The 19,544-nt window shown below is 65.1% G+C and carries 18 protein-coding genes; 10 read left to right on the top strand and 8 right to left on the bottom strand.

Annotation, left to right across the window (positions count from 1 at the left end):
• Nucleotides 1-2: 2 nt before the first annotated feature.
• The 3 genes from NLM27_RS00595 to NLM27_RS00605 are packed head-to-tail and all read right to left on the bottom strand — an operon-like array spanning nt 3 to nt 3,770.
• Complete coding sequence (locus NLM27_RS00595; protein WP_254141485.1) at nt 3-797, bottom strand: IclR family transcriptional regulator; 795 nt, start codon at nt 795-797, stop codon at nt 3-5.
• Nucleotides 798-814: 17 nt separating this feature from the next.
• Nucleotides 815-2,548, bottom strand: coding sequence for an FAD-dependent oxidoreductase (locus tag NLM27_RS00600; protein WP_254141486.1), 1,734 nt, complete (start codon nt 2,546-2,548; stop codon nt 815-817).
• Nucleotides 2,549-2,555: 7 nt separating this feature from the next.
• Nucleotides 2,556-3,770: an ABC transporter substrate-binding protein gene (locus NLM27_RS00605; RefSeq protein ID WP_254141487.1), complete on the bottom strand. Its 1,215-nt coding sequence runs from the start codon at nt 3,768-3,770 to the stop codon at nt 2,556-2,558.
• 364 nt (nt 3,771-4,134) lie between these two features.
• Between NLM27_RS00605 and NLM27_RS00610 the strand changes: the two genes are divergently transcribed.
• Nucleotides 4,135-5,436, top strand: a complete 1,302-nt coding sequence (locus NLM27_RS00610) for an MFS transporter (protein ID WP_254141488.1) — start codon at nt 4,135-4,137, stop codon at nt 5,434-5,436.
• A gap of 3 nt (nt 5,437-5,439) precedes the next feature.
• Here the strand turns inward: NLM27_RS00610 and NLM27_RS00615 are convergent, their stop codons facing one another.
• Complete coding sequence (locus NLM27_RS00615; protein ID WP_254141489.1) at nt 5,440-6,924, bottom strand: hypothetical protein; 1,485 nt, start codon at nt 6,922-6,924, stop codon at nt 5,440-5,442.
• Nucleotides 6,925-6,974: 50 nt separating this feature from the next.
• On the bottom strand, nt 6,975-7,937 hold the full coding sequence (locus NLM27_RS00620) for a LysR family transcriptional regulator (protein ID WP_254141490.1): 963 nt from the start codon (nt 7,935-7,937) through the stop codon (nt 6,975-6,977).
• A 134-nt stretch (nt 7,938-8,071) separates the two neighbouring features.
• Between NLM27_RS00620 and NLM27_RS00625 the strand changes: the two genes are divergently transcribed.
• The 9 genes from NLM27_RS00625 to NLM27_RS00665 all read left to right on the top strand — a co-directional run bounded on the left by NLM27_RS00625 (nt 8,072) and on the right by NLM27_RS00665 (nt 17,441).
• Nucleotides 8,072-9,400 (top strand): cation:dicarboxylate symporter family transporter, encoded by a 1,329-nt coding sequence (locus NLM27_RS00625; protein WP_254141491.1) that lies wholly within the window; start codon nt 8,072-8,074, stop codon nt 9,398-9,400.
• Between the two features lie 33 nt (nt 9,401-9,433).
• Complete coding sequence (locus tag NLM27_RS00630; RefSeq protein ID WP_254141492.1) at nt 9,434-10,468, top strand: PdxA family protein; 1,035 nt, start codon at nt 9,434-9,436, stop codon at nt 10,466-10,468.
• Nucleotides 10,458-11,912 carry an MmgE/PrpD family protein gene (locus NLM27_RS00635; RefSeq protein ID WP_254141493.1) on the top strand — a complete coding sequence of 485 codons (1,455 nt, stop codon included), beginning with the start codon at nt 10,458-10,460 and terminating at the stop codon, nt 11,910-11,912. Before NLM27_RS00630 ends, NLM27_RS00635 begins: the two co-directional genes overlap by 11 nt.
• 17 nt (nt 11,913-11,929) lie before the next feature.
• Nucleotides 11,930-13,366, top strand: a complete 1,437-nt coding sequence (locus NLM27_RS00640; RefSeq protein WP_254141494.1) for an MmgE/PrpD family protein — start codon at nt 11,930-11,932, stop codon at nt 13,364-13,366.
• A gap of 40 nt (nt 13,367-13,406) precedes the next feature.
• Nucleotides 13,407-14,378, top strand: coding sequence for a tripartite tricarboxylate transporter substrate binding protein (locus tag NLM27_RS00645; protein ID WP_254141495.1), 972 nt, complete (start codon nt 13,407-13,409; stop codon nt 14,376-14,378).
• A gap of 17 nt (nt 14,379-14,395) precedes the next feature.
• Nucleotides 14,396-15,184, top strand: coding sequence for an SDR family oxidoreductase (locus NLM27_RS00650; RefSeq protein WP_254141496.1), 789 nt, complete (start codon nt 14,396-14,398; stop codon nt 15,182-15,184).
• A complete protein-coding gene (locus NLM27_RS00655) occupies nt 15,184-16,002 on the top strand; it encodes an alpha/beta fold hydrolase (protein WP_254141497.1) in 819 nt (272 codons plus the stop codon). Before NLM27_RS00650 ends, NLM27_RS00655 begins: the two co-directional genes overlap by 1 nt.
• Nucleotides 16,003-16,086: 84 nt before the next feature.
• Nucleotides 16,087-16,878, top strand: coding sequence for a fumarylacetoacetate hydrolase family protein (locus NLM27_RS00660; protein ID WP_254141498.1), 792 nt, complete (start codon nt 16,087-16,089; stop codon nt 16,876-16,878).
• A 152-nt stretch (nt 16,879-17,030) separates the two neighbouring features.
• Nucleotides 17,031-17,441, top strand: a complete 411-nt coding sequence (locus NLM27_RS00665; RefSeq protein ID WP_254141499.1) for a hypothetical protein — start codon at nt 17,031-17,033, stop codon at nt 17,439-17,441.
• A 9-nt stretch (nt 17,442-17,450) separates the two neighbouring features.
• Here the strand turns inward: NLM27_RS00665 and NLM27_RS00670 are convergent, their stop codons facing one another.
• Genes NLM27_RS00670 through NLM27_RS00680 form a run of 3 tightly spaced genes read right to left on the bottom strand, consistent with a single transcriptional unit; the run spans nt 17,451 to nt 19,542 of the window.
• The gene (locus NLM27_RS00670) at nt 17,451-18,191 is read right to left on the bottom strand and encodes an IclR family transcriptional regulator (protein ID WP_254141500.1); all 741 of its coding nucleotides are present in this window, start codon (nt 18,189-18,191) and stop codon (nt 17,451-17,453) included.
• 20 nt (nt 18,192-18,211) lie between these two features.
• On the bottom strand, nt 18,212-19,063 hold the full coding sequence (locus NLM27_RS00675) for a CoA ester lyase (protein WP_254141501.1): 852 nt from the start codon (nt 19,061-19,063) through the stop codon (nt 18,212-18,214).
• Nucleotides 19,063-19,542, bottom strand: coding sequence for a MaoC family dehydratase (locus NLM27_RS00680; protein WP_375142309.1), 480 nt, complete (start codon nt 19,540-19,542; stop codon nt 19,063-19,065). Before NLM27_RS00680 ends, NLM27_RS00675 begins: the two co-directional genes overlap by 1 nt.
• Nucleotides 19,543-19,544 lie beyond the last annotated feature (2 nt).

Genomic DNA, 19,544 nt, shown 5'->3' on the forward strand with positions numbered 1-19,544 from the left:
GCTCACTCCGCCGCGGCCGTCATGCCGTGGCCGAGCCGCTTCGAGATGCCGCCGGCGCAATCTCGCAAGGCGTGCGCGATCGGGCTGTCCCAGCGCGCGTCGAACGTACCTTCCGGCCCCATCGCGGTGATGACCAGCGCGACATGGCCGGAATGGTCGAACACGGGCGCGGAGAACGCGTTGACGCCGGGCAGGGGATCGCCGAGCGCGCGGGCGAGGCCGTGCTTGCGCACCTCCGTGAGCATCTCGGCGACCTTCGCACCCTTGACGGCGCGCTTCGGGTTGTAGCCGACGCCGTGACGGTCGAGCCCGCTTTCGAGCGCGGCGCTGATCGTCTTGTCCGGCAGGAACGCCGCAAAGGCGCGGCCCGTGGCCGTCTCCAGCAACGCCATCACCGAGCCGGCGCGCATCACGATGTGGACGGGCTGGGCCGGCTCTTCGAGCTGCACCACGGTCGGACCGTGCGTGCCCCACACCGCCAGCGAGACCGCGTGCCCGATCTGGCTTGCCAGTGCGGCGATCTTGGGACGTGCGATGCGCACGCCGGAGAGCCGGCGCAGGCTGATCAGGCCGAGCTCCAGCGCCAGCGCACCGATCTCGTAGCGGCCGGTGCTCTCGTCCTGCTCGATCAGTCCGATGCGCGAGAAGCTGGCGAGATAAGGATGCGCCTTGGCCGGCGTCATGCCGGCTTCGCGGGCAAGATCGCGCAGCATCATCGGCTCGCCGCTTCTGGCGAGCGCGCGAAGCAATTCTCCGCCGACCTCGATCGACTGGATGCCGCGGCTTTCCCTCTTCATGCGCCTCCTGGCGTACGCTACGCCGCGTTGCGCTTGGCGGCGCTGTCGGCAAGATGTCTGCCGGCAATGTAGCCGAAGGTCAGCGCCGGCCCAAGCGTGATGCCGGCGCCGGGATAGTTGCCACCCATGATGCTCGCCATGTCGTTGCCGGCGGCATAGAGCCCGGGAATGACGCGGTCTTCGGCGTCGAGCGCGCGGGCGTTCTCGTCGGTGACGATGCCGGCATAGGTGCCGAGATCGCCGATCACCATCTTGATGGCGTAGAACGGCCCGTTCTCGATCGGCGCGACGCAGGGGTTGGGACCGTGCAGCGCATCGCCCTGGTAGCGGTTATAGGCCTTCGAGCCCTTGCCGAAGGCGACGTCCTGTCCCAGCGGCGCGGTCGCATTGAATTGCCTGACGGTTTCGATGAACGCCTTCGCATCGATGCCGGCTTTCGCAGCCAGCGCCTCGAGCGTGTCGCCCCGCATGAGATAGCCGGTATTCAAATGATGGCCTGTTGGCATCGGGAAGGGCGGCACGCAGCCAAGGCCGTACTTCCGCAGCGTCTTGTGATCGCAGACGAGATAGGCCGCGATCTCCTCGCCGGGCTTGGCCGCCTTGACCATGGCCTGGACGAAGTCGTGATAGGAATTGCCTTCATTCGCAAAACGCCTGCCGTCGCGCATCACCGCGATCACGCCGGGTTTGGCGCGGTCGATGAAATGCGGCATCACGCCCTTCGAGCCGTCCTTGCGCGTGGTCTGCGATACCGGCACCCAGGCCGCCGCGTTCGGCAGGCGATCCTCGACATGCCCGCCGGCGCTCTCCGCAAGGCGCAGGCCGTCACCGGTGTTGCCGGTGGGACCGGGCGAAAAATGCTCATTGCCGGTCGGCGCATGTGGAAACATCTTCTTGCGCCGCTCGACGTCATGCGGAAAGCCGCCGCAGGCGAGCACGACACCCTGGCGCGCGCGGACTCGCACCTCGCGCCCCTCGCGCGAAACGATCGCGCCGGTGACGGTACCGTTCTCGACCGTCAGCTCGCGCACCGGGGAGGATAGCCACATCGGAATCTTCAAATCCTGCGCCGACTTCGCGAGGCGCCCGGCGAGGGCATTGCCGTTGGTCAGTGTCATGCCACGGCCGTAGCGGAGCACGTCCATCAAATGCCGCGACAGACGCTTGGCGACATAGATCGCCGAGGTCAGCGATTTCGTCGCGCGCATGAAATGGACGATATCCTTGCCTGAACCAAGCATCATGCCAAACACGGTCAGTTCAGGCAGGGGCATGCCGAGTGTCCCGATGTGGTCACCGAGCTCGCGTCCATCGAACGGGCGCGCCACCATCGAACGCCCGCCCTGGGTGCCGCCGGGCGCCTCCGAGTGGTAGTCGGGAAACACCAGCGGCATGTCGAAGCGGAGCGCTGTCTTGGTGGTAAAGAAATCGACCGCCTCGGGACCGGCGGTCAGGAACGCATCGACACGCGCAGCGTCGTAATTGTTGCCGGCCTCGTGACGCAAGTAAGTGCGGGCTTGCTCCGGCGTCTCCGTGATGCCGTAAGCCTTCGCCAGCGAGGTGCCGGGAATCCAGAGCCAGCCGCCGGAGCGGGCGGTGGTGCCGCCGAAGCGCGGCTCCTTCTCGACGATCAAGACGTCGAGGCCGCGATAGCGCGCGGTGATCGCGGCCGACATGCCGGAGGCGCCCGATCCGGCCACGAGCACATCGCACTCGTACGTCTCAATTGCGCTATGCTCGCTGCCGGTCATCTCTGCCTCACTTCTTCAAGAGCGGACATTTGGATTCGGAGACCGGGCGAAAGGCGTCCTCGCCCTTCACGGTCTTGACGATCTCCAGATAGTCCCACGGTTCCTTGGACTGCTCGGGCGTTTTTACCTTGGCAAGATACATGTCGCGGATGACGCGGCCGTCCTCGCGCAACTTGCCGCCATGGACGAATGTATCCTCGATCGGCAGCTCGCGCATCTTGGCCATCACCTTGGCGGGATCGTCGGTTCCGGCGGCCTTGATGGCCTTGAGATAGTGCAGCACCGAACCGTAGACGCCGGTTTGGATCATGGTCGGCATCACCTTGGTGCGCTCATAGAATTTTTTCGACCAGGCCCGCGTCGCCTCGTCCATGTTCCAGTACGAGGCTGTCGTCATATAGGTGCCCTGCGCGGCCTTCAGGCCGATCGCGTGCACGTCGGTGTCGAACATCAAGAGGCCGACGAGCTTCTGGCCGCCCTGGACGAGGCCGAATTCGCCGGACTGCTTGATGGCGTTATCCGTGTCCTGGCCGGCATTGGCGAAGGCGACGACGTCGGATTTCGAGCTCTGCGCCTGGAGCGCGAAGGAGGAGAAGTCCGCGGTGTTGGTCGGGTGCTTGACGCCGCCGAGCACCTTGCCGCCCATCTCGTTGATGAAGCGGGTGGCGTCCTTTTCGAGCTGCTGGCCGAAGGCGTAGTCGGCGGTGATGAAGTACCAGGATTTGCCGCCTTCCTTGATCACGGCGGAGGCCGTCACCTTGGACAACGCATAGGTATCGTAGGTGAAGTGCACGGTGTTCGGGCTGCAAAGCTCGTCGGTCAGCGAGCTTGCGCCGGGGCCGGAGAGCAGGGCGATCTTGTTGCGCTCGCGCACCATGTTGTGCACGGCGATCGCGATGCCGGAATTGGGGATGTCGACGACGGCGTCGACCTTGCCGTTGTCGAACCAGCCGCGCACGATCTGCACGCCGACGTCGGTCTTCATCTGGTGGTCGGCGCTGATGATCTCGATCGGCTTGCCGAGCACGGTCGGCCCAAACTCCTCCACCGCCATCTTCGCGGCTTCGACCGAGCCCGGCCCGCTGTTGTCGCGGCCCCAACTCGACAGATCCGTCAGCACCCCGATCCGCACTGCGTCATCGGAGACTTGCGCGGTCGCCGCCGATGTCATGGCTGCCGAAGTCATGGCCGCGAGCATGGCGCAGGCCAAAAGCCCTCTCATCGTCGTTCCCTCTCTTATTGGCCGCTTGGCGCGGCGGGCTATTTCTATACACAAATTAGATATTATAAAATTAGTTTGTCAATGGCGAATAAGGTGGGCGATGAGGTTCCGTGGCCGTCGAGACGATGTCGCGGAACATGCGCAACTGCCTCAACGCCCGTGATTGCGAGCGGAGCGAAGCAATCCAGACTATTTCCGCGGAGACACTCTGGATTGCTTCGTCGCAAGGGCTCCTCGCAATGACGGACGTGGGAGCAGCGGCGCGCAAATCTCGCGCAGTTATCCTGTGAGAGCTAACACCTCCACAGGTTGCAACCGCCGTCGCGATTGGTCATGATCCCCTCAGGAATCTTTGGGGCGTGGCATGACGGCAGCAACGGGGGTCTCCGCGGCGGCGGAGAGATCGACGACGGCGCGTGTGGTGTGGGCGAGCGCGCTTGGCACCGCGATCGAATGGTACGACTTCCTGATCTACGGCACCGCCGCGGCGCTCGTGTTCAACAAGCTGTTCTTCCCGAGCTTCGACCCCTTCGTCGGCACGCTTGCGGCGTTCTCGACCTATGCGGTCGGCTTCGTCGCGCGGCCGATCGGCGGTGCGATCATCGGACATTATGGCGACCGGCTTGGGCGCAAGGCCATGCTGGTCGCGACCATGATCGCGATGGGGCTCGGCACCTTCCTGATCGGCTGCCTGCCGACCTACAGCCAGATCGGCATCTGGGCGCCGATCTTTCTCGTCATCCTGCGCTTCATCCAGGGCATTGGCCTCGGGGGCGAATGGAGCGGCGCAGTCGTGATGGTGATCGAGCACGCCGGCAACCGCCGCGGCTTCTACGGCAGCCTGGTGCAGATCGGCTTTCCAGTCGGCGTCGCCGCCTCCACCGGCATCTTCGGCCTGGTGACGCAATTGCCCGAGGCGGACTTCTTGAGCTGGGGTTGGCGGGTGCCGTTCCTGATCAGCATTTTGCTGGTCGGTGTTGGCTTCATCGTGCGGCTCAAGCTTGCGGAGACGCCGCACTTCAAGGAGGTGGTCGAGCGTAAGGAAGTGCTGGCGCAGCCGGTGCTTGAGGTGCTGCGCCGCGACTGGCGCAGCTGCCTGCTTGCGATCGGCATCACGGTCTCCGAAGTCGGCCTCGCTTATCTCCTCACCGTCTTCACGGTTGTTTACGCCACAACAAAACTCGGCCTGCCGCGGCAGGTGATCCTGAACGCGGTGGTCTATGCCGCGATCGTCGAGTTCGCGACGCTGCCGCTCGCCGGCTGGCTCTCCGACATTTTCGGCCGCAAGGCGCTGTATCTGGCCGGTGGCGTGTTCTCCGTGGCACTGGCGTTTCCGCTGTTCTGGTTCCTCGACACCCGGGAGCCGGCGCTGATCACCTTCGCGCTCGTCGTCACGATGACGCTGACCCACGCGCTGCTGTTCGGGCCGAAGGCGGCCTTCATGCCGGAGCTGTTCCGCACCCAGGTGCGCTACAGCGGTGCTTCGCTCGGCGCCAATGTCGCGGCCGCGCTCAGCGGCGGCTTCTCCCCGCTGATCGCGGCCGCGCTGCTCGCTTGGGCCGGCTCGTACTGGGCAGTGTCGGTCTACATCATCGCGCTGTCGATCGTCACGATCATCGCAACGCTGATGGCACCCGAGACGGCGCGGGACGCGCTGAAATCCTGAGCGTCAGAGGCAGGCGGGGTTGGCCGCGCTGGGGATGACGAAGAAGGTGATCGTCGCCGGCGCGAGATCGATCGTGCCGGCTGCTGTTGGAATGCCCGCGATGTCAGGCCATCGGTCGCCAGCCGCAAGCGCCAGCGTTCTGCCGTTCAATTGCACCGTCGTGCTCTGGGGCCGCGCGGAATGAAGGGTGTAGCGCTCGGATGGAAGCGGCAGGGCCAGCGAGCGTGAGGCATCGCGCGAGATGTTGATCGCGAGTAGCGCGACCGCGCCGCGCGAGGTCGGGTGGCAATGTGCATAGACGTGCAGACCCGGCGCGGCGGCCGAACCCGTGTCGAGCACCGTCGTCCCCATCAAGCGATGCCAGAGCAGCGCGGCCCAGTAGTTCGCTCGGGGACGAAAGGTCCTCTCGTCCAGCAGACCGTAGTCGCTGGCGGCCAGCGTGTTCTGCATCACCACCTGGACGCCGGCTCGAGCCAGGCGTCCAAGCTGGTCGAGATAGCGGAACGTGTCAAGGAACGTGCTGTCCCAGCGATTGCCGCCGCAGGCCGCATCCGCCGTCTCCGTCAGCCAGATCGGCTTGCCTGGCTCGAACGCGTCACGCAAGTCGCGATAGATCGCCAGCGCCGCATCGCTGCGGGCGAGCCATTGCTCCGAAAGCGCCTGCGCCGGATCGTCACGGCCCCCGCAGCGCGGCGAGATCGAGTTGTAGTGATGATAGGAGAAGCGGTCGAGGCCAGGGCCGGATGCGGCGAGGAGATCGCGCGTGGTGATGCCTGATGTGGACGGGGCCGCCGTATCGCCGACGGAGCCGGGGCCGATGATCAGCATCTCCGGCGCGTTGTGCCGGATCCATTCGCGAAACTCCTTGACGTCTCGGCCATAGGCCTTCGCGTCGTATCCCGGTGGCGCGCCGTTCGTGGCCGCGAGCGTCGGCTCGTTCATGAACTCGGCAGCGCTGAGACGGCCGCCGAGTGAGCGCGTGAAATCGATCAGGCGTTGTGCCTGATCTGGCCGCCATGTGCCATCGCTACCGCGGCTGCCTGAACTGACGGCGAAGGAGGTGACGATCTCCGCATCGACCGCGCGCGCGAAATCGATCACGCCGCGCCACTGCGCCCGGGTAAGCACGGAGCTGAAACCGGCCGGCGGCTGTATTGGGGCGAGCTCCGTGTCCGCGAAGAAAGTCGCATTGGCCCAGGTCCCGCTGATGCGAACATAGGCCGGCGACAGGGCGGCGGCGAGCATGCGCAGACGTCGGTTGGAAAGCTCAATCGGAGGCCTGTAGCTGTAACGATCGCGTTGATCGAAGGCGCGGTCACCGCGCGGATACGGTTTCCAGAACCGTCCGCCGGTCACTTCCACCATCTCGATATTGTAGGACTGAAAGCGCGGATCGATCGTGCCGATCGACCTTAGCTCCGCGGGCGCGATCGATACATCGTCCGAGTGTGCGGTGCTCGCCGTCACGGTCGTGGCAAGGCTCGCCACCAGAATGCACCGCCAAAGCGGTCGGAGAAGCGATGCGGGCCGGGCCGCGATCACCGTGTCCGCGGCGCTGCGGTGGATTTTCCGGCCGGCCGGCCCTTGCGCACCGCATTCCAGAAATTTTCGGCGGCGCGGGTCATACGGGCGCGCGGCCGGAACAGGGAGACCGTGATGTCTATGGTCCAGTCCGCCCCGCCGGCGCGCATCAGGCGGCCACTGTCGAGATCGGCCTGAACCAGGCTCTGCGCGGCCCAGGTGATGCCGCGTCCTTCGCGCGCCATGTCGACCAGCAGCATGACCGGTGCGGCGAAGCTGGGAACGAGAAAGGCCGCCGGCTCCTGCACGGCGAGAAATGACGTGACGATGCGCCCGACGCCCGAGCCCGGGTGATAGGCAAGATAGGGCAGCGGCGCATCGGCCGTGCCGGGCAGGGCGTAGCGCGGCCTGGCCTTGCCGCGGCGCGCGCCGCGCGACGGCTTCGTCATCGGCGCGCTGATCGGGATCAGGAGATCGCTCGACAGCTCGAAGCGCTGGAAGCGCTCCATGTCGAGCCGCGTCGCTAGCGATGGATGATGATGAGCCAGCAGGAAGTGGGCCTGCGCATCCAGCAACAGTTTTTCGCAGCCCGCAAAATTGGAGGCCACGAGCTGCACGGCGGAGTCTGCCCGCGCGCTGTCGGAATTGCGGATCCATTCCGGAAAGAAGGTCTGCGACAGCGCGTGCGTGGCCGCAAAGGTGATGGTCTCGGCCTTGAGCCGTGCCACCTCCAGAGCTTCCTCGCGTCCGACCAGAACTCTGCGCAGTACGTCTTCGGCAACGGGGCGAAAGCTCTCGCCGGCCGGTGTCAGCGTGATCGTGTGCGTCGAGCGTTCGAACAGCGGCGTGCCCAGCCACTCCTCGAGCGACCTGATGCGCCGGCTCAGTGCCGGCTGGGTCACATGTCGGCGCTGGGCGGCGCGTGAGAAACCGCCTTCCTCGGCGATGGCAAGGAAATCCTCCAGCCAGACCAGGTCCATGATGCCGTTTCGTCCTCAAATCATACCGATACGGCATTAGCGCCTCGGGCGTCGCTGGTCCAATGTAAACGTCATCACAAAACCAGAACAAGGCGCCACGCCGCATGGCGCGACGATGCGTTGGAGGAAGTCAATTGCAGATCGCCGCAGCTCCGCTGTCTGAGCCCATCTCGTCAAAGCCCATATCGAGCCCGGCTTCCGAACGGCGCCGCAAGCCGCTCTGGCGCGAGCAATATGTCCTGGTGGTCGCCGGTGCGGCGCTCGGTGCGCTGCTCGGCGCCCTGTTTCCGGCCTTTGCGGTCGAGCTCAAGCCGCTCGGCGATTGTTTCATCTCGCTGATCAAGATGACGATCGCGCCGCTGATCTTCCTGGTCGTGGTTACCGGTATCGCCCAGGTCGGCGACATGAAGGCTGTCGGTCGCATCGGCCTCAAGGCCTTCGCCTATTTCGAGGCCGTGACGACCGTCTGCCTGCTGATCAGCTTCGTCGTCGTGCGCTGGGTACAGCCGGGCGCGGGCGTGGCCCATGCCACCGCGCAGCAGGCCGAGACCGTCGCGCGCTATTCGCAGGCCCATGTCGGATCACTGTCCGCCTACATCCAGCACATGATCCCGGAGAGCTTTGTCGGCGCATTCGCGGCTGGCGACGTGCTCCAGGTGCTCGTGCTCGCGCTTCTGTGTGGTATCGGCCTGCTGCTGCTCGGCGAGAAGGCCGCGCCACTGCGGACGGGGCTGGAGCGGATCACCGAACTCGTGTTCAGCGTCGTCCATGTTGTCGTCGCGCTCGCACCGATCGGCGCGTTCGGCGCCATGGCCTTCACGGTCGCAAAATTTGGCGCCGCCACGCTCTATGCGCTGGCGCTGCTGGTCGGCACCGCCTGGGCGATGATGGCCTTCTTCATCTTCGTCATTCTCGGCACGATCTGCCGTCTCGCCGGCATCCGCCTGATGGACCTGCTGCGTCTGCTCCGCAACGAATTGCTCGTCGTGCTCGGTACCTCATCGTCGGAGACCGCGATCCCCGGCATGATGGAGAAGCTGCCGAAGGCGGGCGTCGGGCGCGCGGTCGCCGGTCTCGTCATTCCCTCCGGCTACTCCTTCAATCTCGACGGCGTCGCGCTGACGTTGCCGCTCTCGACGATGTTCGTCGCCCAGGTCTACGGCATCGAGCTGACGGCTGCGCAGCAATTGAGCCTGTTCGTGGTGATGCTGTTCACCAGCAAGGGCGCTGCCGGCGTCACAGGCGGCGCATTCGCTGCGCTGGCTGCGACCGTGATCGCCGCAGGATTGCCGGCTGAGGGCCTGGCGCTGCTGCTCGGCATCGACCGTTTCATGTCGCTGGCCCGCGCCATCACCAACACCATCGGCAACGCGGTCGCCGCCATCGTGGTCGCGAAATGGGACGGCGAATTCAACCGGGAGGACTGGGCCCGGTCCGCCGCTCAAATCCAGGACGTGAAGTAAGGATCCAAGGCTTTTAGTATGAAGGCTTCTGATATGGCTACCAACACCAATGAACTGCCCGTCATCGCGCTGACCCCCGGCGACTGCACCGGCATCGGCCCCGAACAGATCGCGCGCATCCTCTCGGACGACCGGCTCGCGGATGCAGCCCGCCTCGTTGTGGTCGGCGATGCCCGCGTGCTCGAAATGGGCATGGACCATGCCGGCGTGGAATTGAAGATCGAACGGATTGCCTCCCCCAAGGCGGCCAACTGGAGCCGCGGCACGGTGCAGCTCGTCGATCTCGGCAACACCGATCCCGCCAAATTCCCGGTCGGAAGGGCCAGCGCCGAATCGGGCCGCCTGACCGGCGAGACGCTGTCGCGCGCGATCGATTTCTCCAAGGCGGGCGAGGTCGACGCAATCACCTTCGCGCCGCTCAACAAGCGCGCGATGTTCGACGGCGGCTGGAAGTTTCCCGACGAGCACAAGATGTTCGCGAGCCTGCTCGGCCACAAGACCTATTTCTCCGAGATGAACGTGCTCGACGGCCAGTGGATGTCGCGCGTCACGGGGCACCAGTCGCTGCGCGAGGCGCTCGACGGCATCAACCCGGCGAGCATCACCGATTCCATCGAGCTGGTTGACCGCATGATGCGCAAGGCCGGCGTCGCCCGCCCGCGGATCGCGGTCGCCGCGCTCAATCCGCATGCCGGCGAGGGCGGCCTGTTCGGCCGCGATGAGATCGAGATGATCCGCCCCACCGTCGAAGCCGCTGCGAAGACGGGGATTGCCTGTACCGGGCCTTATCCCGCCGACACCGTTTACGTGCGCGCCTTTGCGGGCGAGTTCGACAGCGTGGTCGCGATGTATCACGACCAGGGCCAGATCGCGACCAAGCTACGCGGCTTCAACCGCGGCGTCACCGTCACCGCGGGCCTCGAGACCGTGTTCACGACGCCCTCTCACGGCACCGCGTTCGACATCGTCGGCACGGGCGTCGCCAAGACCGGTGCGCTCGAAAGCGCGGTCCGGCTCGCGGCACAACTGGTATCGATGAAGGTCAAGGAGGCCGCCCATGCGCACTGATCGCAGGACATTGCTTCAGGCAGCCGCCGCGCTGCCGCTCGCCACCGCGGGCACCAGCGTGGCCTTTGCGCAGGCGCCGGCGGCTAGTCCCGCTGCGGTCCCATCCAAGGAAGTGACACGCGCGCTGGCACGCTATCTCGTGACCGCGACTTACGACGATCTTCCGGCAAATGTGCGCAAGGAGGGCGTCCGTACACTTCTGAACTGGGTCGGCGTCGCCATCGGCGGCTCGCATCACGAGACGGTCGACATCGCGGTCTCCGCGCTCGGCCCGTTCTCGGGACCGCAGCAGGCTTCACTGTTCGGACGGCGCGAGCGGTTCGACATCATGAACGCGGCCTTCATCAACGGCGTGTCGAGCCACATCTTCGACTACGATGACACGCATCTGAAGACGATCATCCATCCGGCCGGACCCGTCGCCTCGGCCATCCTCGCGCTGGCGGAGATGCAGCCGGTCTCGGGCAAGGAATTTCTGAACGCGCTGGTGCTCGGGGTCGAGACCGAGTGTCGGATCGGCAACTCGGTCTATCCGAACCACTATGATGTTGGCTGGCACATCACCGGCACGGCCGGCGTGTTCGGCTCGGCCGCAGCCGTCGGCAAGCTCTTGAAGCTGAACGAGCAGCAGATGACGTGGGCGCTCGGCCTGGCCGCCTCGCAACCGGTGGGCCTGCGTGAATCCTTCGGCTCGATGAACAAGAGCTTCAATCCGGGCCGCGCCGCCTCCAGCGGCATCTTCGCGGCGATCCTGGCCTCGAAGAATTTTACGTCGTCCGACGCGATGATCGAGGCCAAGCGCGGCTGGGCTAATACCATCAGCACCAAGCAGGACTACAACGAGATCCTGGGCGACCTCGGCAAGCGTTACGAAGCCGCGCTCAATACCTACAAGCCGTTCGCCTGCGGCATCGTCATGCATCCGGCGATCGATGCGGCGGTCCAGCTCCGTAACGAGAGCAAGGTGACCGCGGACCAGATCGAGCGGATCGACCTCAAGGTCCACCCGCTGGTTTTAGAGCTGACCGGCAAGAAAACGCCAAGCCGGGGCCTCGAAGGAAAGTTCAGCATCTACCATGCGGTCGCGGTGGCGATCGTCGAGGGCGCCGGCGGTGAGAAGCAATTCAGCGACCGCGCCGTGACCGATCCGACGGTCGTTGCGCTCCGCGGCAAGGTCGTTCCTGTGATCACGCCGGGTATCAAGCCGGAGCAGGTCGATCTCACCATCGTGCTCAAGGACGGCCGCAAGCTGAACCGGTACATCGAGCACGCGATCGGCAGCGCCGAAAAGCCCATGACCGACAAGCAACTCGAGACAAAGTGTTCGGACCTTGCCGACGGCATCATTCCCGCCGCGATGATCCGGCACGTGATTGACGCCTGCTGGAACGTCGAGAACCTGCCGAACGCGGCGGAGATCGCAAAGATGTCGGTCGCGTCCTGACCGCGAGGGAGAGCAGCATGCCGTCACGCCGTCGTTTCCTGCAATCCGCCGGCTCGGTTGCCGCTCTCGCCGCCACTCGCGGCCGTGTGGCTCTCGCAGCGGGGCCCGGCGTGACCGAGCGCCTTGCCCGCTACATGGTCGCCGCGCGCGATCAGGAGTTACCGGAGCAGGTGCTGCGCGAGTGCAGGCACCGCATTCTCGATACGTTCGGCGCGATGATCTCGGGCTCGCGGATGAAGCCGGGTGAGATGGCGTTGAAGTATGTCCGCACGCTTGGCGGCGATACGCAGGCGTCCGTCATCGGCTCCGATGTCCGGACCACGGCGGTCAACGCGGCGTTGGCGAACGCGATGTGTGCGCATGCCGACGAGACCGATGATTTCGAGCCCGTCACCAAGGCGCATCCGGGATGTTCGGTGGTGCCGGCCGCACTCGCCTTCGGCGAGCGCGAGCATCGCAGCGGGCAGGCGTTCATTCGCGCGGTCGCGCTCGGTTATGACCTGACCTGCCGCCTGCTGATGGCGCTGGGTCCCGATCTCGTCCGTGGCTCGCATCGTAGCGCCGAGGGAACATCCTCGACCTTCGGCGCGCTCGGCGCTGCCGCATCACTGGCCCGGCTTGATGAAAAAGGGATGCGCTATGCCATCTCCTATTCGTCGCAGCAGGTCTCCGGCCTGTGGAGCTGGGTCAAGGATCATGACCACATCGAGAAGGCCTTCGATTTCGCCGGCATGGGCGCCCGTAACGGCGTCATGGCCGTCGACATGGTGAAGGCCGGCCTGACCGGCGTCGACGACGTGCTCGACGGCACGCACAATCTCTTCATCGCGTTGTCGACCGATCCGAAGCCGGAGGAGATGGTGAAGGATCTCGGCAAGCGGTTCTATGTCACGGAGACGGCAATCAAGACCTTCTCGGTCGGCTATCCCATCCAGTCGCCGCTGGATGCGACACTATCGTTGCGCAAGCAATACAGCCTCACGCCAGATAACGTTCGTAGCATCCTGGTCAAGCTGCCGACCGATGCGATGGGAATTGTGGGCGAGAGCGCGATGCCGGACGTCAATTGCCAGCACCTCGTGGCTGTTGCGCTGGTCAAGGGCGCCGTGTCGTTCAACGACAGTCACGACGTCGCGCTGATGCATGACCCGATAATTCTGGCGCAGCGCGCCAAGGTGACGCTCGCCGGCGACAAGGGGCTGATGGACCCGGCCGCACCGCGCGGCGCCGTCGTCGAAGTGACACTGACCGATGGCAGGAAGGTCGAGCACTTCACGAAGTATCCGCCCGGCACCAAGGAGAATCCGCTGAGTACGGAGGCAGTGGCGGCCAAGACGCGGGATCTGATTGCACCTGTATTGGGCACTGACAGGGCCGAGAAGCTGATCGATCAGATCGGCAATCTCGAACGGCTTGACGACGTCGGCAAGTTGAGGCCATTGCTGACGGCGTGATGAATCAATCAACAACAATACAAACATCAAGGAAGTGCCCATGCGCGGGGTTATGCGACGCACCGTTCTGGCCGCCTGCGCGGCCGTTCTGTTCTCCGGCTTTGCGAGTGCGCAGGACTACCCCTCCCGACCCGTCAAGATCGTCGTGCCGTTCCCGGCCGGCGGCTCCAACGACATCATCGCCCGCATCGTCGCGCAGAAGCTGACTGAGCGGAACGGCCAGACCTTCCTGGTGGAGAACCGTAGCGGCGCCGGCGGCAATATCGGTGCCGAGGCGGTCGCGAGCGCCGAGCCCGACGGCTACACCTTGCTGCTGACCGCACCGCCCCCGCTCACCATCAACGGCTCCCTCTACAAGAAGCTGCCGTTCGATCCCGCAAAGGCCTTTGCGCCGGTGGCGCTGATCGCCTCCGTGCCGATCGTCCTGGTCGTCAATCCCTCAGTGCCGGCCAAGAACGTCGGCGAACTGATTGCGCTTGCCAAGGCCAAGCCGGGGACGCTGAATTTCGGCTCGTCCGGCATCGGCTCGACCAATCATCTGGCCGGCGAGCTGCTCAAGAGCATGGCCGGCATCGATATCGTCCATGTGCCTTATCGTGGCGCGGCACCGGCGATGAACGATCTGCTCGCGGGCCAGATCCCCTTCATGTTCGACAACATGCCGGCGGTGCTGCCGCAGGTGCAGGGCAAGGCCATCAACGCGATCGCCGTCGCGGGCGCAAGACGCGCAGAGGCTTTGTCCGACGTGCCCGTTCTCGCGGAGACCATCCCGGGCTTCGAGGCCTCCTCCTGGTTCGGACTGGTGGCGCCGGCCAAGACGCCTCAGCCCGCGCTTGCCAAGCTGAGCGGTGAGCTCGAATCCATCCTGAAGATGCCTGACGTCAAGAAGCGGCTTGCGGAGCTCGGGGCCGAGCCCGGCACGGTGTTCGGGGAAGCATTCGGTCGGTTCATGACGGACGAAACCGCGAAGTGGGGCAAGATCATCAAGGCCTCCGGCGCCATCGTCGATTAACGGGTTAGGACAGCGTCATGGATCTGAATCTGGGCGACAAGGTTGCCGTCGTCACCGGCGGCAGCATCGGCATCGGCCGCGCAATCGCCGCCGAGCTTGCGCGCGAGCAGGCGCATGTCGTAATCGTCGCGCGCGACGCCGAACGGCTTGCGGCGTCGGCGCGGGCCATGTCGCGGGATACGGGACGGCGCGTGATCGCCTGTGCCGGCGACATGACCACGCCCGACGACATCGCGCGCGCGATGGATACGGCGCGCGAGGCTTTCGGCCGCGTCGATATCCTCGTCAACAATGCCGGCGCCTCGCCAATGGGTCGGATCGCGGACACGCCGGATGCGACGTGGGCCAAGTCGATCGAGCTGAAGCTGCTCGGCTACATGCGCTGCGCCCGCAATGTCCTGCCGGGCATGCGTGACCGGCGCTGGGGCCGGGTCATCAACATCATCGGCCGCAGCGGGCACCAGCCGCGTGCGGCCTATATGGCCGGCGGCGCGGTCAATGCGGCGCTGCTGAACTTCACGCTGGCGCTGGCCGAGGAATGCGCGCCGGACAATGTGCTGGTCACGGGCGTCAATCCCGGACCGGTGCAGACCGATCGCTGGGACAGCCTGATCTCGCAGGGCGCGGCGATCTCGGGTCAGGATCAGGGCGCGACCAATGCCACCGCGATCGCCTCGGTTCCGCTCGGGCGGGTCGGGCAGCCGCACGAGGTATCCGGCCTCGTCGCGTTCCTCTGTTCAGACCGCGCATCCTTCATTACTGGTACCTGCATCAATGTCGATGGCGGTGGGACGAGGTGCATCTGATGGCTAGCGAACTGCGGAAGATCGGTGTCAGCGAGGATTGCGAGCTTGCGGTTCGCATCGACGATTATCTGCTGCCATGGGACACCAAGCCGCCGGTCGTGATGCTGCACGGGCTCGCCGAGAGCGGTGAGGCGTTCCGGCGCTGGGTGCCTTACTTCGCCACGCATCATCTGGTGGTGCGCCCCGATCTCCGAGGCTACGGCGATTCGACGCCGATGCAGGGCACCTATGCTTATCGTTTCGCCGGACTTGGCGACGACGTCATCCGAATGCTCGACGCGCTGAAGCTCGACCGCGTGTTCCTGATCGGTGGCAAGATCGGCGGGACGCTGGCGATGCATCTGACGGCGAAACATCCGGATCGTGTGATCGCGGTCGCCGCGGTCGGTGCGCCGGCGTCGCTGACCTCGTTCAACGAGCGGGCGCCGACCTGGCGCAAGCAGATCCGCGAGCAGGGCGTCGAGGCCTGGGTGCGCGAGACCACGGCCGGCCGGCTCGGCTCGTCGCTGCCGCCGGAAGCGCTCGACTGGTGGATCAAGCTGATGTCAAAAACAAAGGCCTCGACGCTGGAGGCGTTCCTCCAGATGGTGCCGACGGTCGATGTCACCGGCGAGCTTCCTTCGATCAAGCGTCCGGCGCTGGTGATCACCACGACCGGCTCGGGGCTCGGTGACGTTGCCTCCGTGAAGGCGTGGCAGGAGACGATCCCGGGCGCGAAGCTCGAAGTGCTGCCCGGCGATTCCTATCACGTCGCCGCCACCGACCCGGACGTCTGCGCGCAGAAGGTTCGTGCGTTCTTCGATCGCATCGCGACCTGAGAGGTAAGGACAGGCATTGGCCGGCCCTTCGTTTGGTTCTAAGACTGGCGTCCGGCAAGAAACGAAAACCAGGGAGTGAAGCCAATGACAAAAACCACGCGACGCAGCGTGCTCACGGCCGCAGCGGCGGTGACGGCGGCGGGCCTCGCCGACACTGTTCCCGCCGCCGCGCAGGCCGGACCCAAGCCGCTCTTCCCGGTGCCGATGGTGACGATTCCGATCGTCGGCGAGACCCAGGTGTTTCAGGTGCGCCGCATCTATTGCATCGGGCGCAACTATGCCGCGCATGCGATCGAGCGCGGCTCGGATCCGAACCGCGAACCGCCGTTCTTCTTTCAGAAGCCGACCGACGCGATCCAGAATGTCGCGATCGGCGAGGTTGCCAATCATTCCTACCCGTCGCTGACCAAGAACTATCATCACGAGGTCGAGCTGGTCGCCGCGCTGAAATCCGGCGGCACCAACATCCCGGCCGACAAAGCGCTCGATCACGTCTATGGCTATGCGCTCGGCCTCGACATGACCCGGCGCGATCTGCAGAACGGCATGGCCGCGGAGAAGAAGCCTTGGGAGATCGGCAAGAGTTTTGATCATGCTGCCGTGCTCGGTCCGATTCATCCGGCAAGCAAGACCGGCCATTTCGAGAAAGGTGGGATCTCGCTGGCGATCAACGGAACGGTCAAGCAGAACTCCGATCTCAGCAAGATGATCTGGAGTGTTGCCGAGCAGATCGCAAAGCTGTCGGAAGCGTTCGAGCTCAAGGCCGGCGATATCATCTATTCCGGCACGCCGGAGAATGTCGGCCCGGTGGTGAAGGGCGACGTGCTCTTGTGCAAGCTAGACGGTTTGCCGGACATGTCGATCAAGATCGTCTAGCTCGCACTGGTCGGCCTCCGCTGGAACCGCGATTGCCGGTGGAGGCCTTTGAATTGCCGGAGTTCCATCGACGATTGCCCCGTGTTTGGCCACGAACAAACCTCGTGCAGCCATATTTGAGCAGGAGTGATCTGTCGTAAGGAGACACTCCGATGAATAAAGCTCTGATCACCGCCATCGTTCTGCTGGCTGGCGTGCCTGCGGGGGCTGCCGCGCAGGAGCGTGCTGGTGCTGCGGCGTTGGGAGCCGTGTCAGGCGCTGTCGTGCTTGGGCCGATCGGTGCCGTCGCCGGCGCGGCGATCGGTTATACCGCCGGACCTTCGATCGCTCGGTCCTGGGGCGTAAGAGATTCGCGCTCGGCACGACATCGGCAGCCGCCGCGTCGCGAGGCCTACCGCGCGGCCGGCGCCCCGCCGCGCGCGCGCGAGGCGATGAATGCCAACGGCCAGTTCAGAGCCGCCAACAATCCGCCGGTTCAAGCCGCGCCTGCGGTGCAGCCCGTTCAAGCAGCGCCTGCCGTGCCGCCGCAAGCCTCGGCGCCGCCGATTCAGGGATTTGAGTGAGGCCGAGGCTTAAGCCGCCGCCTTCGGTCGCAGCCGATCAACCGTCCGCGCAATCAGCGCGGCCACCTCGCCGACTTTCGGACCGATGCGGAATTCCGGTCCGGCGACGACGACCGAAAGGCGGCGATCGCCGATTGGCAAGGGAATCGCAGCCCCCGCGAGATCGCGGCTGTAGTCGCCAAAACTCTGGCAATAGCCGCGTTGAATCGAGTTGCGCAGCTCGGCTTCCACCGCCTCGATGCTGATCGGCGTCGACGGACCGTATTGCTTGAACTCGATCTTGCGATAGACGGAGTCGCGCTCCTCCTGCGAATATTGCAGCAGCAATGCGCGGCCGCTGGCCGTGGCGTGGATCGGCACGCGATGGCCGATCGTCGCGAAATAGCGGATCGCGGCCTTGGACTCCATGACGTCGATGAACACGGCCATCACACCCGCCGGTGCGACGATCGAGGCAGTCTCGCCGGTCTCGGCCGAGAGATCGGAGATCAGCGTATGCGTCCAGGCCGGCAGCGGCTCGACCTCCGAGATCATCCGCGCCATCGCCAGCCACCGCGGCGTCGGATAGAAGCCGGCGCGCGGCCGCGGTTCGTAGAGGTAGCCCTTCTCCGAGAGCGTCGCGAGCAGGTTGAACGTCGATGAGCGCGGCCAGCCGAAATGATCGGCGATCTCGGCAAGCGTCGCCGGCTTCTTCACCTGCGCGAAGAACTCCATGATCTCCAGGACGTTTGCAGCTTGGCGAACGATCATGGCGAGGCTTGTGTCCCGAGCTAGGGTTGGCCGAGGATCTTCTTCGCGGCGCGAAGATGCGGCTTGTCGATCATTTGGCCGTCGAGCCGCAGCGTGCCGGAGTTGGGATTGCCGGCGAACGCCGCGATCACCTTCTCGGCCCATATGCGCTCGGCGGCGGTCGGCTCGAAGGCCGCGTTGACGACATCGACATGCTTGGGATGGATCACCGCCTTGGCCGAAAAGCCGTCGCGTCGCGCGGCCCGCGTTTCCTGCTCGAGGCCTGCGAGATTGTCGATGTCAGTATAGACGGTGTCGATCGGTGCGACCTCGGCTGCGGCCGCCGCCATCAAGCAGAGATCGCGCGCGAGGCGATAGGGGCTGTGGAACACGCCGCCCGAAGCCTTCTCGGTGGCGCCGAGCGAGGCTGAAAGATCCTCCGCGCCCCACATCAGGCCGGCGAGGCGAGGGGAGCATCCCTTGTAGCTGCCGAGGCCGAAGATCGAGCCCGCGGTTTCCGTCGCGACGCAAACGATGCGCGTCGCGCCGACCGTGATGCCAGCCGCAGCTTCCAGGGCTTCGAGCCAGCTCGCAACCTGCCGCACGTCGTCGCCGCCTTGCGATTTCGGCAGCACGATGCCGTCTGGTTTGCCCGGCATCACTGCGGCGAGATCGGCGAGCGTCATGCCGGTGTCGAGCGCGTTGACGCGGACATAGAGCTGGTGCGAGCCGCGAGAGCCCTCCAGCATCGCGAGCGTCAACCCGCGCGCCTCCGGCTTCTTGTCGGTGACGACGGAATCCTCGAGATCGATGATCAGCGCGTCGGCTCTGCCTTCGCTCGCCTTCTCGAATTTGCGCGGGGAATCACCCGGCACGAACAGCATCGAACGCATCAGACCGGCCTCTTGTGCATCATCGCCATGCGCCGGCATCTGCCGACGATTTCGTCGTTCTGGTTCAAGGCGTGGTGCTCGAACTCGACGATGCCCGCCTTCGGCCGCGATTTCGATTCCCTCAACGAAAGCACCTTCGTCGTCGCCCGCAACGTGTCGCCATGGAAGACCGGCTTTGGAAAGGTGACGTCGGTCATGCCGAGATTGGCGACGGTAGTGCCCAAGGTCGTATCATAGACCGTCATGCCGATCATGATGCCCAGGGTGTAAAGGCTGTTGAAAATGCGCTGGCCGAACTCGGTCTTTTCGGAGAAATGCGCGTCGATGTGCAGCGGCTGCGGGTTGAGCGTCAGCAGGCTGAACATGGTGTTGTCCATCTCCGTGACGGTCCGGGTCAGAGGATGCCTGAACTCCTGGCCTACGGTAAAGTCTTCGAAATAAAGTCCGGCCATCGCGGTTTCCTCCCTGTGTCGTGCGATTT

Source organism: Bradyrhizobium sp. CCGB12 (genome assembly GCF_024199845.1).
Taxonomy (GTDB): domain Bacteria; phylum Pseudomonadota; class Alphaproteobacteria; order Rhizobiales; family Xanthobacteraceae; genus Bradyrhizobium.

Bases quoted from the DNA above. Each gene is read 5' to 3' on its own strand.
- NLM27_RS00595 (WP_254141485.1), bottom strand. From the start codon at position 797: ATGAAGAGGGAAAGCCGCGGCATCCAGTCGATCGAGGTCGGCGGAGAA.
- NLM27_RS00600 (WP_254141486.1), bottom strand. From the start codon at position 2,548: ATGACCGGCAGCGAGCATAGCGCAATTGAGACGTACGAGTGCGATGTG.
- NLM27_RS00605 (WP_254141487.1), bottom strand. From the start codon at position 3,770: ATGAGAGGGCTTTTGGCCTGCGCCATGCTCGCGGCCATGACTTCGGCA.
- NLM27_RS00610 (WP_254141488.1), top strand. From the start codon at position 4,135: ATGACGGCAGCAACGGGGGTCTCCGCGGCGGCGGAGAGATCGACGACG.
- NLM27_RS00620 (WP_254141490.1), bottom strand. From the start codon at position 7,937: ATGGACCTGGTCTGGCTGGAGGATTTCCTTGCCATCGCCGAGGAAGGC.
- NLM27_RS00630 (WP_254141492.1), top strand. From the start codon at position 9,434: ATGGCTACCAACACCAATGAACTGCCCGTCATCGCGCTGACCCCCGGC.
- NLM27_RS00635 (WP_254141493.1), top strand. From the start codon at position 10,458: ATGCGCACTGATCGCAGGACATTGCTTCAGGCAGCCGCCGCGCTGCCG.
- NLM27_RS00640 (WP_254141494.1), top strand. From the start codon at position 11,930: ATGCCGTCACGCCGTCGTTTCCTGCAATCCGCCGGCTCGGTTGCCGCT.
- NLM27_RS00645 (WP_254141495.1), top strand. From the start codon at position 13,407: ATGCGCGGGGTTATGCGACGCACCGTTCTGGCCGCCTGCGCGGCCGTT.
- NLM27_RS00650 (WP_254141496.1), top strand. From the start codon at position 14,396: ATGGATCTGAATCTGGGCGACAAGGTTGCCGTCGTCACCGGCGGCAGC.
- NLM27_RS00655 (WP_254141497.1), top strand. From the start codon at position 15,184: ATGGCTAGCGAACTGCGGAAGATCGGTGTCAGCGAGGATTGCGAGCTT.
- NLM27_RS00660 (WP_254141498.1), top strand. From the start codon at position 16,087: ATGACAAAAACCACGCGACGCAGCGTGCTCACGGCCGCAGCGGCGGTG.
- NLM27_RS00665 (WP_254141499.1), top strand. From the start codon at position 17,031: ATGAATAAAGCTCTGATCACCGCCATCGTTCTGCTGGCTGGCGTGCCT.
- NLM27_RS00670 (WP_254141500.1), bottom strand. From the start codon at position 18,191: ATGATCGTTCGCCAAGCTGCAAACGTCCTGGAGATCATGGAGTTCTTC.
- NLM27_RS00675 (WP_254141501.1), bottom strand. From the start codon at position 19,063: ATGCGTTCGATGCTGTTCGTGCCGGGTGATTCCCCGCGCAAATTCGAG.